Consider the following 14,193-nt stretch of genomic DNA (forward strand, 5'->3'; position numbering starts at 1 on the left):
CCTGAACTATTTGAAATGCATCATGTGAGAACATGGTCTATTTCTCAAAAATTGGTAAGAGTCAAATGTCTCAATTTAGCGATAAAGAAGTTATCCTTTCTGTTTTTGAGTACGATTTTCGGGAAAATGCTTCTGCAGACTGTTTTAATATCGGTTATGGTATTGACAGGAATTTTTTATTTGGCTGCGGTGTATCAATAGCCTCTGTATTATTGTCGAATAAAAAAATCGATTTCACATTTCATATATTTACTGATTATTTCGATGAGAGTGATAAAGCCAGATTCGCCGATCTTGCTAAACAATATCAATCCTGTATCAAAGTTTACCTAATTGATTGCAATAAATTAAAAGACTTACCTAGTACAAAAAACTGGACTTATGCAACATACTTCCGTTTTGTTATTGCAGATTATTTCTATAATAAAATAGATAAATTATTATACCTGGATGCCGATATTGCTTGCCAGGGTAGTGTACGAGAACTGGTCGATTATAAGTTTTCCGCAGATGAGATCGCTGTCGTTGTAACGGAAAGAGATTCCGAATGGTGGCATAATCGTTCTGTAACGCTGGCCACTCCAGAATTAATCGCCGGATACTTTAATGCTGGATTCTTACTTATCAACATCAACGCATGGCACAGTAATAATATCTCTTCCCGAGCCATCGAAATGTTGCGAGTTCCAGAATGGGTGGAAAGAATAACTCATCTTGATCAAGATGTCCTTAATGTGTTGTTAGCCGGAAAAGTAACTTTTATCAATGGTAAATACAATACACGCTTTAGCATTAATTATGAACTGAAAGATGAAGTAGTCAATCCTGTGAATAATGAAACTGTCTTCATTCATTATGTGGGACCGACAAAACCCTGGCATGAGTGGTCCAACTATCCGGTATCGAAGAGTTTTTTAGTTGCGAAAGAGGCCTCGCCCTGGCATTCAGTAGCGCTTCTCAAACCGACCAATAGCAATCAATTCAGATATTGTGCAAAGCATAAATTTAAACAAGGGTTATACGTTCAGGGACTGTGTAACTACTTTAATTATTATCTGACCAAGTTGAAAGGTTAACTGCTGGCTAAGTACATTGTTAAAATAATCAACAGCAATGCATATCTTAGCCGCTGGAAAATATAGCTGAAATAATTAAAGGTAATTAAATTGGACTTCAAAAGATTAACTAACTTCAAAGATATTATTGAGTTAGACAGACGTGTTACACCATGTGATGATCGTGACACTTTTAATATCTCATGGGGAATCGATAAAAATTACCAAACTGGCGCGGCAATTTCTATTGCATCAATCCTTGAAAATAATAAACAGAATAATATTAATTTTACTTTTCATATTATTGCGGATTATTTAGACCAAGAATATATTGTACTATTGACACAATTAGCAGAACAGTATAAAACAGTTATTAAGCTATATCATATTGATTCTGAACCGTTGGTGTCACTACCTAAAACAAATATATGGCCAGTGTCAATATACTATCGCTTGCTTTCATTTGATTATTTTTCTGAACGATTAGATCGACTGCTATATCTTGATGCTGATATTACGTGTAAAGGCTCTTTAGAGGATCTTGCCGCACTGAAATTTGATGGGGAATATGGTGCGGTTGTAGTAGATGTTGATTCAATGCAGGATAAAAGTGCAGAGCGTCTACATAATCCTGAGTTTAAAGGCAACTACTTTAACTCGGGTGTCATGTATATAAACTTGCAGCAATGGCTTAACTCTAATTTAACGAAAAAATTCTTCGAACTATTGTCAGATGAAAGTATAGTTTCCAGAGTAAAATATCCTGACCAGGATATTTTAAATATCATGTTTTTGCATCATGCGGTATTACTACCGAGGAAATATAACTCAATTTATTCATTGAAGTCTGAGTTTGAGATTAAAAATAAAAATTACTATAAATCAGTGATTAATGAAGAGACAGTATTTATTCATTATACTGGTGTAACAAAACCATGGCACGAGTGGGCTGACTATTCCTCAGCACAATTTTTCCGCACAGTATATGAGAATTCACCATGGAAGAATCAGCCTTATCAAGTTGCAAAACAAAAGCACGAATATAGAGAAGAATATAAACACCTTCTTTATCAAAATAAAATAATTCCAGGCCTGATCGCAGCAATTAAATATAAAACAATGTAATGGTGATCTTTATGATTGATAAAATCATATTTACTGTAACACCTATTTATTCTATTCCACCACGTGGTGCCGCAGCAGTTGAGACCTGGATGTATCAGGTTGCCCAGAGAACTAAATTCCCTAATCGTATTGTCTGTATAAAGAACGAAGGATATTCTGATTATTCTTACGTAAACGAAAGATGCAGTATTCATCGTATTGGATTTAGCTCAGTATATAAGCGTATTTTCCAAAAGTGGACTCGGCTGGATCCGTTACCTTATTCAAAGCGCATACTGAAAGTTGCCGAAAAATTTGAGATAACCGATCAAAGTGTGATTGTTGTCCATAACAGTATGAAGCTATATCGACAAATTCGTTCGCAAGCTCCTCAGGCTAAAGTTGTGATTCATATGCATAATGCGTTTGAACCTAAGTTGCTTGATAAAAAAGTTAAGATGATCGTACCAAGTTTGTTTTTGAAGAACTATTATCAATCTTATCTTCCTGAAGCTGATATTGTTATTGTGCCTAATGGTATTGACCTGGATATCTATCAATCGTCATATGAATCAATATCAAAAAATAAATTAAATATTTCCCCTGAAAGCAAGGTGGTATTTTTTGCTGGACGCATAGTACCTGATAAAGGTGTTCTCTTGCTTCTGCAGGCTTTTGAAAAGTTGCTGCATGAGAATAAAAATCTGAAGCTTGTGGTCGTTGGTGATCACATGGAAGTAAATAAGAACGATAAAGGTGATTATCAGCGTGAAGTTCGGGAAATAGCCGAGCGCCTCAAACCACATTGTATTATGTTAGGTAGTATCTCACCCGAGAAAATGCACTATTACTATCCACTGGCAGATATAGTTGTGATTCCTTCTCAATTTCAGGAGCCATTTTGTATGGTGGCTATTGAGGCTATGGGCGCTGGAAGACCTGTATTAGTCAGTACTCGGGGCGGCATGGTTGAGTTTGTTAAAGATAAAATTACAGGCTATCACCTTACAGAGCCGATGACTGCAGAAACTATTGCTCAGGATATTACCAGGGTAATGGCGGAAAGTAGTTTAGCGGATACCGCCCAACGAGGTCAGCAATATGTCTTTGGAAACTATAGTTGGTTTGCGGTTACACAACGGTTTGAAGGGGTTATTTGTAACTGGTTCGAGTGATAAAAAGGCTACATACAGTAGCCTTTTTATACTATTTTATTTATTCTTCAGCGCTAACAGAAAACCTGCAAAAATACCCAACAGATCTAACTCAATCTGCTCAACGTTGCCACGTATAATAAAATAACCGAAAAATGAAAGTAAAATTATTATATAAGCATTGTATGGGGAATAGTAATTCTCCCTAAATGCATGCGTAACACATTCTCTCACAATGCTAGTGTACACCAGTATTAAACCCACAAGTCCAAGTAATCCTGTACCAAACCATACAAAAAGAATAAGGTTGTGTGGTCCAATTGACTCGCGGAATGTCCAGTTTGGATAATCAACAACACGCTTGTTGTATACAGTTTTATAAGCGTTATTACCAAAACCATAACCAATAACTGGATTTTCTAAGATTAGGTCAAACGCACTTCCTTGCGTACCGTTAGTATAGCGATATGAACTGTCAGTTTGCTGCAATTTAAAGGTCAGTTTTTCTGACATATCTTTGTGTGAAAATATAGCTGTCAGAGCAACAATAGCTACGAGGATTCCTAAAGTAAGCAATCGCCATTGTTTGTACATGATTATCCATGTAAGAGCAATAATAAATACAGATAACCATGCGCCACGGGACAATGTTCCAAGAATTAAAAAGGTGTATATCGCCCCTAACAACAGGAATAATATACGGTATTTCGCTGATTTAATGAGCCATAGATTCAGAAGCACTGGGAATAAAAACACCATTGCATCTGAAATTCCGCGATGTTGGTAATTAGTAAAAGGCATGATTCCTTGCTGATAGTCCTGATAATAAAGGACAAGTTCTGAAAGGCATCGCAAACTAAGAGCTGTAAGGAACGAGAAGAATATCAACTTTGAAATGGTTTCTTTGCTTTCTTCTCTTAGTAATACAGGGATCGCAATAGTGCATAATAAGACATTTTCAACAACTGAGTTGTTTATCTCTTTCAGGCTAGCTTTTAGTTCAGGAGTGAACACTAAAGAGACGAAGGTAGCGATTACAAGAAATGATACACTTGCAAAAACAAATGTTTTAAAAATAGGAATATAATGTCGAGGATTCTTACATAAATAAACTATCGTTGTGATAGTCATCAGGATGACAATCAAATGTTTATAACGAGTAATACCACCTAAGAAATAGGTGGCGACAAACAGAAATATAAGTCCTCTATTCCAGTTTATCTTCCAGTTTTTTTTCTCATCTAAAAAAAACTTTGTTAAAGCCATCATTTCTCCGATACTTACAGACAATTATTTAAAAAATTGCAATTAATTGATTCTAATACGGTCGAAGAACGCAAGTCGGAAAGATTTTCACTTCCTGAGCGACATGCCACTTGATTCTTCCCATACCCACCAATCAATCCTGGGTCCGTTGGACCGTACAACGTAATATTAGGGCGATCCAGTGCAGCGGTTAAATGACTCAGGCCTGTATCAACCGACACCACAAATTTTGCCCCCGCCAGTACGCGAGCGACCTCTCCCAAAGTCATCCGTGGAAGAACATCAACATAAGAAAAACCATTTGCCAACCTACGGGCTCGTGCTTCTTCGTGAGGAGCACCCCATGGCAGTTTAATACGTATGCCAGCGTTATTTAACAGGCCAATTAGCTCCCGCCAGTTGGCTTCTGGCCAGTGCTTATCATCACGCGTTGTGGCATGCAGAAATACGGCATATTGGCCCACATCAGCATTACGTTCTTTCAGAAAATGCTGAGCGATAGCGTAATCACCCTGCGACTGGGGCCTGGAATATCCCAGACTTTTGGCGAACAATTCACGCGTACGTTCTACCGCGTGCTGCTGTTTGGCAATGTGATGTTTGCGATTATAAAACAGGCTCGCCAATGGTTCGCGCGCCGTGCTCCAGTCCAGACCATGCTTGATGCCACGTGCCAGACGCGTAACCAACGCCGCGCTTTTAACCAGACCCTGCGCATCAATTATCGCGTCATACTGCTGTAAACGCACCGCATCGCGAAAGGCTTTACGCTCGGCTTTAATCGGCGCTGAAAACCAGGCTTTACGCCAGCGGCGGATCGCCACTGGAATAACCCGGTCAACGGCTGCATGCCAGGATGGGATCTGCGCGAAGCCTTCTTCCACTACCCAATCAAATTGAATATCCGGCATGACCTGCTGCGCATCGGTTAATGCCGGTAACGTATGCAGTACATCGCCCATAGACGATGTTTTAACGATCAGTACCCGCATCCGTCAGGCTTCCTCTTGTAACAACAGGTCGTTGAGTTCTTCCAGCACGCGCTGGGGTGTGATGTCAATCAGGCTCTGATGATAGCCTTCTGCTGCATCTCCCTTGCGTACTTTGTGATAGCCCGTAATCAAGCGAATTACGCGCGCCTTGTGTGAAAGCGGCGGAGTAAAATCCGGGCTGCTGGGGCCATACAACGCTACCAGAGGTCGATTCAACGCTGCGGCAACGTGCATTAATCCAGAGTCGTTGGTGACCACCGCTTTGCAGGCGGCGAGCAGAATGACGGCCTGCTCCAGCTGTGTTTCGCCTGCCAGATTACGGCACCAGGGCTGCTGATCAACGCTCAGCGTTGCCAGGATCTCATTTCCGGCTTCATGGTCTTTTGCAGAGCCAAAAAGCACAATCTGATGGCCTTCATCGATCAGTTGCTTCGCCAGGTCTGCGTAGTGGTAATGTGGCCAGCGTTTCGCTGGACCAAATTCCGCACCAGGGCAAAAGCCGATGATGGGGCGTTCGGCAGAAAGGGAAAACTGGCGACAGGTCAGGGACTTTTCACCTTCGCTTACCTGCAACTGCGGCCATAGCAGAGGCTGCGGTAAATCTTTAGCTGACAGCATTACGCCTTTATCATAGGCCAGGGCTACATAGCGTTCGACCATCAGCGGCCAGGCATCTTTATCCAGCACGCGCGCATCGTTTAGCAGGCCGTAGCGCATTTCACCACGCCATCCGGTACGATGGGGAATGCCAGCAAAAAACGGTACCAGCGCGGATTTAAACGAGTTAGGCAGCACATAGGCGCGGTCATAGCGTTTTTCACGCAGGCTATGACCGAGTTTACGCCGCTCGCCGATCTCCAGCGCGCCGTGTCCCAGCGGCATGGCGATAGCTTCGTTAACTTCAGGCATGCGCGACAATAACGGACGGCACCATGCAGGTGCCATCACGTCGATTATCGCCTGGGGATAGCGCGCCTTAAGCGTGCGATAGAGACTTTGCGACATCATCATGTCGCCCACCCAGGACGGGCCTACCACCAAAATTTTCATACTTACGCGTCGCGGTTCAGCCAGGCCATATATTCCGTTACACCTTCAGCAACGGTTTTAAACGGCTTGTCATAGCCCGCAGCGCGCAGATTAGTCAGATCGGCTTGGGTAAACGCCTGGTAGCGACCTTTCAGTTTTTCCGGGAATGGGATGTACTCAATGCTGCCTTTTTTGTGGTACGCAAGCGTTGCATCGGCAACGGCCTGGAAAGATTCCGCACGACCGGTACCAAGGTTAAAGATGCCGGAAACCCCGTTTTCCAGGAACCACAGGTTCACCGCAGCCACATCGCCTACGTAAACGAAATCACGCTTGAAGTTTTCACTGCCTTCGAACAGTTTTGGTGTTTCGCCATTGTTGAGCTGGGTGTTGAGGTGGAAAGCGACGCTCGCCATGCTGCCTTTATGGCCTTCACGCGGTCCGTAGACGTTGAAATAGCGGAAGCCAACAATCTGAGAATTGGCTTCTGGCAGGATCTGACGAACGTACTCGTCGAACAGGAATTTTGAGTAGCCGTAAACGTTCAGCGGTTTCTCATATTCACGGGATTCGATGAAATCAGAAGTACGACCGCCGTAGGTGGCGGCAGAGGACGCATACAGGAACGGAATTTCACGCTCCAGGCAGTAGTGCAACAGCTCTTTGGAGTATTGATAGTTGTTATCCATCATATACTTGCCGTCCCACTCGGTAGTGGAGGAGCATGCGCCTTCGTGGAAAATCGCTTCGATATCGCCGAAATCTTCTCCGGCCATAATCTGGATCAGGAAGTCTTCCTTGTCCATGTAGTCAGCAATATTCAGATCCACCAGGTTAACAAACTTGGTGCCATCTTTAAGGTTGTCCACCACCAGTATGTCGGTGATGCCTTTATCATTCAATGACTTGACGATGTTGCTGCCGATAAAGCCCGCGCCGCCGGTAACGATGATCATAAATGTAACCTTCGAATTTTGGAGTCAGAGACAATCTCAGACACTAATGTCTGTAATCATACCATCACATCGGCATCCCTTCAGCCTCTTAAGTAAGATGGTGGGTCGGTAGAAGGCCTATAAACACCAGTATAAGAATGCTTATTTAATGGTTATTAAGTCTATTAAATTAATCTTAAATGTACTTAGTTTTTTTATATCCATCTATGTATATTATATGTACAAAAACAAAAACTATGTGATATAATATTTTTTTTATTAATGGTTTGAAAATGGTTATGAAATCGTCTACCACTATTGTGACAGCATATTTTGATATCGGTAGGGGGGAGTGGACTGTTAATAAAGGCTTCCGTGAAAAACTTTCCCGATCTTCTGATGTCTATTTTGACTACTTCAAACGGTTAGCCGCTTTAGAAAATGATATGGTTATTTTTACTTCGTCTGAGTTTGAGGACAGAGTTGCGGAAATACGCAAAGGTAAGCCCACAAAAATTATAACCATAGATTTAGGTAAAAAATTTAAGCATATTAATAATAAAATAAGACAAATCCAGCAGGATGATACTTTTAAGAGTAAATTAGAGACGCGACAGCTAGGTAACCCTGAGTACTGGTCTCCAGAATATGTGTTGATCAATAATTTAAAAGCATATTTTGTAGTGAAGGCCATAAATGCAGGCTTAGTTAATACTCCGATGGTTGCCTGGGTAGACTTCGGATATTGCCGTAAACCGCAGGTTACTCGCGGATTAAAAGTATGGGACTTCCCTTTTGACCGTAATAAAATGCATCTCTTCACGATTAAAAAGGGTCTGGTTATATCATCCAGAAAACAGGTTTTTGATTTTATGATAGGAAATCATACTTATATTATCGGCGGCGCTATTGTTGGTTCACCAGAGAAATGGAAAGAGTTTTACTCATTAGTCACTGAGTGTCAAAAAGAGACTCTCAGAAATAATATTGTTGATGATGATCAGGGTATTTTTGTCATGTGTTATTACAAGCGCCCTGATCTATTAATGCTTAATTACCTTGGTCGGGGCAAATGGTTCGATCTGTTCCGTGTTTATCGGCGAACCGCTTTAGGTGCAAAACTCCAGGCATTGCGAATTTTTCTCACTCGAAAGTAGTGGCTTGAATGAGATTGAAGGGTTACCTAACCAGATAGAATGCTGCAAAGGCATTCTTCTGCTATTGCTGTTGTTTTTTTATGATTTTTTATAAAATCCAGCCAATTCAATTGGTTGTGATTCCGTGCGTCCAATGAATCCATACGACGGCATCACTGATTAGCCATGTGGGTATACGTGATTTATGCTTCATTTTGAAGAAGTGATGATGCGTCATCTCGTATCAGCGTATAGCTTTGGGTAATATGTGCTGAAATTTGCCCAGTCTGGAGAATTGAAATGCGTGGGGATTTTTACAAACAGTTAACGAACGATCTCGAAACCGCACGTGCGGAAGGATTGTTTAAAGAAGAGCGCATTATTACGTCTGCCCAGCAGGCGGACATCACAGTGGCCGATGGAAGCCACGTTATTAACTTTTGTGCGAACAACTATCTGGGGCTGGCTAACCACCCGGAACTGATTGCAGCTGCAAAAGCAGGTATGGATTCTCACGGATTTGGTATGGCTTCGGTCCGCTTTATTTGCGGTACCCAGGACAGCCATAAGCAACTGGAGCAAAAACTGGCGGCATTCCTCGGTATGGAAGATGCCATCCTTTACTCTTCCTGCTTTGACGCCAACGGCGGCCTGTTTGAAACGCTGCTGGGCGCAGAAGATGCGATTATCTCAGATGCGCTCAACCACGCTTCTATCATTGACGGTGTTCGCTTGTGTAAAGCAAAGCGTTTCCGTTACGCCAACAACGACATGGTCGAACTGGAAGCTCGTTTGAAAGAAGCGCGTGAAGCGGGAGCCCGTCATATCCTGATCGCCACCGATGGCGTGTTCTCTATGGATGGTGTGATTGCTAACCTGAAAGGCGTTTGTGACCTGGCGGATAAATACGACGCGCTGGTCATGGTTGATGATTCCCATGCTGTCGGCTTTGTCGGCGAAAATGGTCGTGGCTCACATGAATACTGTGACGTGATGGGGCGTGTGGACATCATCACTGGTACGCTGGGTAAAGCGCTCGGCGGCGCATCTGGCGGTTATACCGCAGCGCGCAAAGAGGTTGTTGAGTGGCTGCGTCAGCGTTCCCGTCCGTATCTGTTCTCCAACTCATTGGCTCCTGCCATTGTTTCTGCCTCCATTAAAGTGCTGGAGATGGTCGAAGCAGGCAGCGAGCTGCGCGATCGCCTGTGGGCGAACGCACGTCAGTTCCGCGAGCAAATGTCTGCCGCAGGCTTTACGTTAGCGGGAGCGGATCACGCAATTATCCCGGTCATGTTGGGGGATGCAGTAGTGGCGCAAGAGTTCGCCCGCGAGCTGCAAAAAGAGGGGATTTACGTTACTGGATTCTTCTATCCGGTGGTTCCAAAAGGTCAGGCGCGTATTCGTACCCAGATGTCTGCGGCGCATACCCCTGAGCAGATTACGCGTGCTGTTGAGGCGTTCACACGCATTGGTAAACAACTGGGCGTTATTGCCTGAGGATGTGAAATGAAAGCGTTATCCAAACTGAAAGCGGAAGAGGGCATTTGGATGACCGACGTTCCTGAACCGGAAGTCGGCCATAACGATTTGCTGATTAAAATCCGTAAAACAGCCATCTGCGGGACTGACGTTCACATTTATAACTGGGATGAATGGTCGCAAAAAACCATCCCGGTACCGATGGTCGTTGGACATGAATATGTCGGCGAAGTTGTTGGCATCGGCCAGGAAGTTAAAGGCTTTAAAATCGGCGATCGCGTTTCAGGCGAAGGTCATATCACCTGCGGGCATTGCCGTAACTGCCGCGGTGGACGTACTCACCTGTGCCGCAATACGACCGGTGTTGGCGTAAACCGTCCTGGCTGCTTTGCAGAGTACCTAGTGATCCCGGCATTTAACGCGTTTAAAATTCCGGACAACATCTCTGACGACCTGGCGTCTATCTTCGATCCGTTCGGTAATGCGGTGCATACGGCGCTGTCGTTCGATCTGGTTGGGGAAGATGTGCTGGTTTCCGGCGCCGGTCCAATCGGTATTATGGCGGCAGCGGTTGCCAGGCACGTTGGCGCACGCCACGTGGTGATTACCGATGTTAATGAGTATCGCCTTGAACTGGCGCGTAAAATGGGCATCACTCGCGCGGTCAACGTGTCGAAAGAGAGTCTGACCGACGTGATGGCTGAACTGGGCATGACCGAAGGGTTTGATGTCGGTCTGGAGATGTCCGGCGCGCCGCCAGCGTTTCGCGCCATGCTGGACACCATGAACCACGGTGGCCGTATTGCTATGCTGGGTATTCCACCATCAGACATGTCCATCGACTGGACTAAAGTTATCTTTAAGGGATTGTTTATTAAAGGTATCTACGGTCGAGAGATGTTTGAGACCTGGTACAAGATGGCCGCATTGATTCAGTCTGGTCTGGATTTGTCGCCGATCATCACCCATCGATTCTCCATCGATGAATTCCAGCAGGGCTTTGACGCGATGCGCTCGGGCCAGTCAGGGAAAGTGATCCTGAGCTGGGATTGAATGCTCGACTTGTATTAAATGCTACCAACGGCCAGATTCTTTATTCTGGCCGTATAAATAATAAATACTATTTGCCTCGAAGCTTTCTGGATAAAGATCTTATCGCTTCTTTGAGCCAGATGAGCTTATAGATTAACCCTTTTCCTTTGATGTTAATATGATATTTTCGCTGCAATGCTAAAATGTCATTAGCCTGGCAAATCTTCATATTTCCCTTACAGGATAAGTCAATTATTCTTAATTCACCGCCTGGCGTACGAATGAAATTTCCAGGGTGGATATCATTAGATGCCAACCCGGCTTTGTGAAGGCGCAGAACGCACTGTTTCACTTCATCGGCATTCTTATGGTTAATTTCTTTTAAAGGAGTGCCTTCAACATATTCATGAATAATATAAACATCATGACACTGACGAAGGCGTACTTTTTCAGCGGCATAGTAGAGATCGGCTGTACAGGCGCGCATTTCCGGGGAGAGTGTGTCCAGCTTCTTGATGAGCCAGGAATAAAAGGGGCCGGAGATAAAATTCTGCATTTTTTTCTCAAATCGAGGATCAACTTCACGGTCGTTTTTGATGATAAATTTTTGTGAGTTGTACTCGACCAGTTCTACACTGCGCATGGCGTTACCACTGCTCAACGGTTTGCCACTGATTTCTTTGTTTATATACTTATTCATCAGTGACTTAAGGTCTGTTTTGGTCTCTTTGCAATAGACCGTATAACCTTTTTCATGTGTCTTACTGATGGCCATCACTTTCCTCAATATCAGTGTACATCGCGCGTTAATTTACAGGGGTATAGTATACAGGTTGTGTCCCTCAATATGTAGACGATCTGAGCTATCACGGCCGCTGAACTCAGGCGCCGCATGGCATTTTCCCATACTGGTTGCTTTCGCTGCGCCGCTTCTGAAAATTAAATGTTCTAACCTTAATAATTCCTTAATGAAACTGTAGTAAAAGTCATCAGTGTACTGACAAACTTGGGTTATCTGATGAGAAACCGCACAAATATGTTGAGTGTTATTATTCCGTTGTATAACGCGGGTGATAGTTTTCGGGATTGCATGGAATCTTTGATCGCACAGACATGGGCTGCGATAGAGATCATTATTGTGGATGACGGTTCAACGGATAACTCTGTTGATATTGCAAGACATTATGCTGATAACTATTCCCATGTCCGGTTGTTACATCAGGCTAACGCCGGGGCATCTGTCGCGCGTAATAGTGGGCTGGCAGTGGCCAAAGGGGATTATGTTGCATTTGTCGATGCCGATGACCTGGTTTATCCCAATATGTATGAAACCCTGATGACCATGGCGCTTCAGGATGATCTCGATCTGGCACAGTGCAATTCTGATTGGTGCATTTTCGAAACGGGGGACACCTGGCAATCAATACCGACGGACCGTCTGCGGTCTACGGGTGTATTGACCGGTCCCGACTGGTTACGTATGGCATTGGCTTCACGCCGTTGGACGCATGTGGTCTGGATGGGGGTTTATCGCAGAGATGTTATCGAGAAAAACAAGATAGCGTTTATTCCAGGGTTGCATCATCAGGATATTGTATGGACGACGGAGTTTATGTTTAACGCCAAACGTGTGCGATATACCGAGCAATCATTGTATAAATACTTCTTACACGATCAATCAGTTAGCCGTCTTAAAAGGCAAGGCTTAAAGAATCTCAATTACCAACGCCACTATATTAAAATTACACGGTTATTGGATAAGTTGAATCGTGAATATGCGGGTCGGATTACTATTTATCCGGAATTTCATCAGCAAATAACCTATGAAGCATTACGCGTTTGCCACGCAGTACGCAAAGAGCCGGATGTCCATATTCGTCAACGCATGATTGCAGAGATTTTTGTCTCTGGTATGTATAAACGCATGATTACTAACGTACGCAGCGCCAAAGTTTTGTACCAGGCGCTGCTATGGTCATTCCGTCTCTGGAAATGGCGCGATAAAACATCCTCGCCCTCTCGTATTGCCCGTAAAACGCTTAATTTACGTTAGCGTTCATAGCGCTGGGTGAGGATGTATTCCCCCAGCCCTGCCATTGCAGGCGCATATACTGCACCAGCGTGCTTTGGGTGATGCTTTCACCGAGCACGCTGAAGAAGCGGCTGGCGTAAACCGGCTCTAACGGCTGCTTCGGTTTGCATAATCTCACCCCGCGGAAAGGATTACGTGGCGCATCAGGTTTACCATTCTTCGGCGGTGTAAGGTTTGGTCTGGAGGTGTCTACCTGTGGTTCATTGAGCAGGCTGCTTGGGCGAACCAGCGTAATGTCCGCAGGCAGGTTATAAAGCATCTGCTGCAGGACGCGAACCGTCGAAGGGTGAGGATGCCCAATGGCAATTGCTGAACCGTTGCGGCGCGCAAGCTCAACGGCCCGATTAAACTGACGGCGAATATCGGCTTCGTTTTGCGTGTCATCCAGGAAGACTTTGCGTTTGATAACCTTCACGCCGGTTCCTGATGCTGCGCGCATTGCCTGACTGTTGCCGATGGTCATACTGTCCAGGAAGTAGAGATCGTAGCGTTCCAGCGCCTGCATCACCTTCTGCATGCCGAACAGGCTGGAGGTCATCGCGCTGCCCATATGGTTGTTCAGCCCGACCGCATTCGGTACTTTGCTTACCGCGTCGCGAATAATCCGCTCAATCTCTTCGCTGCTCATTTCCGGGCGCAAAGTATCTTTCTCTAACGGCTGTTTGCTCAGCGGCGCCATCGGCAGATGGATTAACACTTCATGCCCGCTGTTATGCGCTTTAATCGCCATTTCACGCGCGTGTGGGGCATTAGGCAGAACGGCAACGGAGACGGTGGAAGGCATCGCCAGAACCTGATTTTCGGTGTGTGGACGATAGCCGAAATCATCAATAACGATGGCAAGTTTGCCAGCAAAAACAGGTGTTGCGAAGGCCAGCACGCTGGCGAGAGAGAATAATAGACGACGAAATTGAGGCAA

The 14,193-nt window shown here is 44.4% G+C and carries 13 protein-coding genes; 7 read left to right on the top strand and 6 right to left on the bottom strand.

The features are described 5' to 3' along the window. The first annotated feature begins 65 nt into the window (after positions 1-65). From waaO to N0B36_RS17650, 3 genes are all read left to right on the top strand, one after another. Positions 66-1,076 (top strand): lipopolysaccharide 3-alpha-galactosyltransferase, encoded by a 1,011-nt coding sequence (gene waaO, locus N0B36_RS17640; protein WP_146050126.1) that lies wholly within the window; start codon positions 66-68, stop codon positions 1,074-1,076. Between the two features lie 90 nt (positions 1,077-1,166). After that, on the top strand, positions 1,167-2,180 hold the full coding sequence (locus N0B36_RS17645; RefSeq protein WP_103767013.1) for a glycosyltransferase: 1,014 nt from the start codon (positions 1,167-1,169) through the stop codon (positions 2,178-2,180). A gap of 11 nt (positions 2,181-2,191) precedes the next feature. Further along, the gene (locus tag N0B36_RS17650) at positions 2,192-3,334 is read left to right on the top strand and encodes a lipopolysaccharide N-acetylglucosaminyltransferase (RefSeq protein WP_259688691.1); all 1,143 of its coding nucleotides are present in this window, start codon (positions 2,192-2,194) and stop codon (positions 3,332-3,334) included. A gap of 36 nt (positions 3,335-3,370) precedes the next feature. Here the strand turns inward: N0B36_RS17650 and rfaL are convergent, their stop codons facing one another. From rfaL to rfaD, 4 genes are read right to left on the bottom strand one after another with little or no spacing between them, the layout of a single operon-like run. Continuing rightward, positions 3,371-4,579, bottom strand: a complete 1,209-nt coding sequence (gene rfaL, locus N0B36_RS17655; protein ID WP_103767012.1) for an O-antigen ligase RfaL — start codon at positions 4,577-4,579, stop codon at positions 3,371-3,373. Positions 4,580-4,593: 14 nt separating this feature from the next. Then, entirely contained in the window at positions 4,594-5,571 is a 978-nt protein-coding gene (gene rfaC, locus N0B36_RS17660; protein ID WP_200046811.1) for a lipopolysaccharide heptosyltransferase RfaC, read from the bottom strand. 3 nt (positions 5,572-5,574) lie between these two features. Continuing rightward, a complete protein-coding gene (gene rfaF, locus N0B36_RS17665; RefSeq protein WP_046275755.1) occupies positions 5,575-6,621 on the bottom strand; it encodes an ADP-heptose--LPS heptosyltransferase RfaF in 1,047 nt (348 codons plus the stop codon). Between the two features lie 2 nt (positions 6,622-6,623). Further along, on the bottom strand, positions 6,624-7,556 hold the full coding sequence (rfaD, locus tag N0B36_RS17670; protein WP_003827312.1) for an ADP-glyceromanno-heptose 6-epimerase: 933 nt from the start codon (positions 7,554-7,556) through the stop codon (positions 6,624-6,626). Positions 7,557-7,834: 278 nt separating this feature from the next. On the opposite strand from rfaD, the gene yibB reads away from it, so the two are divergent. The 3 genes from yibB to tdh all read left to right on the top strand — a co-directional run bounded on the left by yibB (position 7,835) and on the right by tdh (position 11,203). After that, positions 7,835-8,692 carry a protein YibB gene (yibB, locus tag N0B36_RS17675; RefSeq protein WP_047418310.1) on the top strand — a complete coding sequence of 286 codons (858 nt, stop codon included), beginning with the start codon at positions 7,835-7,837 and terminating at the stop codon, positions 8,690-8,692. Between the two features lie 279 nt (positions 8,693-8,971). Further along, positions 8,972-10,168 carry a glycine C-acetyltransferase gene (gene kbl, locus N0B36_RS17680; RefSeq protein WP_046275754.1) on the top strand — a complete coding sequence of 399 codons (1,197 nt, stop codon included), beginning with the start codon at positions 8,972-8,974 and terminating at the stop codon, positions 10,166-10,168. Between the two features lie 9 nt (positions 10,169-10,177). Further along, positions 10,178-11,203 carry an L-threonine 3-dehydrogenase gene (tdh, locus tag N0B36_RS17685; RefSeq protein ID WP_016154972.1) on the top strand — a complete coding sequence of 342 codons (1,026 nt, stop codon included), beginning with the start codon at positions 10,178-10,180 and terminating at the stop codon, positions 11,201-11,203. Between the two features lie 67 nt (positions 11,204-11,270). Here the strand turns inward: tdh and rfaY are convergent, their stop codons facing one another. Continuing rightward, positions 11,271-11,957, bottom strand: a complete 687-nt coding sequence (rfaY, locus tag N0B36_RS17690; protein WP_047502168.1) for a lipopolysaccharide core heptose(II) kinase RfaY — start codon at positions 11,955-11,957, stop codon at positions 11,271-11,273. 243 nt (positions 11,958-12,200) lie between these two features. Here rfaY and N0B36_RS17695 point away from each other — a divergent pair, with 243 nt between their 5' ends. Further along, positions 12,201-13,235 (top strand): glycosyltransferase, encoded by a 1,035-nt coding sequence (locus tag N0B36_RS17695; RefSeq protein WP_235117029.1) that lies wholly within the window; start codon positions 12,201-12,203, stop codon positions 13,233-13,235. On the opposite strand, the gene N0B36_RS17700 is transcribed toward N0B36_RS17695, so the two are convergent. Continuing rightward, entirely contained in the window at positions 13,222-14,193 is a 972-nt protein-coding gene (locus tag N0B36_RS17700) for a divergent polysaccharide deacetylase family protein (protein ID WP_103767008.1), read from the bottom strand. The two genes, N0B36_RS17695 and N0B36_RS17700, sit on opposite strands and share 14 nt — an antisense overlap.

This window comes from Citrobacter sp. XY323 (genome assembly GCF_025106035.1).
Classification (GTDB): Bacteria; Pseudomonadota; Gammaproteobacteria; order Enterobacterales; family Enterobacteriaceae; genus Citrobacter; species Citrobacter braakii.

What these genes read in the sequence shown, in the direction of transcription:
- waaO (WP_146050126.1), top strand. Translation starts at nt 66, where the DNA reads ATGTCTCAATTTAGCGATAAAGAAGTTATCCTTTCTGTTTTTGAGTAC.
- N0B36_RS17650 (WP_259688691.1), top strand. Translation starts at nt 2,192, where the DNA reads ATGATTGATAAAATCATATTTACTGTAACACCTATTTATTCTATTCCA.
- rfaL (WP_103767012.1), bottom strand. Translation starts at nt 4,579, where the DNA reads ATGGCTTTAACAAAGTTTTTTTTAGATGAGAAAAAAAACTGGAAGATA.
- rfaC (WP_200046811.1), bottom strand. Translation starts at nt 5,571, where the DNA reads ATGCGGGTACTGATCGTTAAAACATCGTCTATGGGCGATGTACTGCAT.
- rfaF (WP_046275755.1), bottom strand. Translation starts at nt 6,621, where the DNA reads ATGAAAATTTTGGTGGTAGGCCCGTCCTGGGTGGGCGACATGATGATG.
- rfaD (WP_003827312.1), bottom strand. Translation starts at nt 7,556, where the DNA reads ATGATCATCGTTACCGGCGGCGCGGGCTTTATCGGCAGCAACATCGTC.
- yibB (WP_047418310.1), top strand. Translation starts at nt 7,835, where the DNA reads ATGAAATCGTCTACCACTATTGTGACAGCATATTTTGATATCGGTAGG.
- kbl (WP_046275754.1), top strand. Translation starts at nt 8,972, where the DNA reads ATGCGTGGGGATTTTTACAAACAGTTAACGAACGATCTCGAAACCGCA.
- tdh (WP_016154972.1), top strand. Translation starts at nt 10,178, where the DNA reads ATGAAAGCGTTATCCAAACTGAAAGCGGAAGAGGGCATTTGGATGACC.
- rfaY (WP_047502168.1), bottom strand. Translation starts at nt 11,957, where the DNA reads ATGGCCATCAGTAAGACACATGAAAAAGGTTATACGGTCTATTGCAAA.
- N0B36_RS17695 (WP_235117029.1), top strand. Translation starts at nt 12,201, where the DNA reads ATGAGAAACCGCACAAATATGTTGAGTGTTATTATTCCGTTGTATAAC.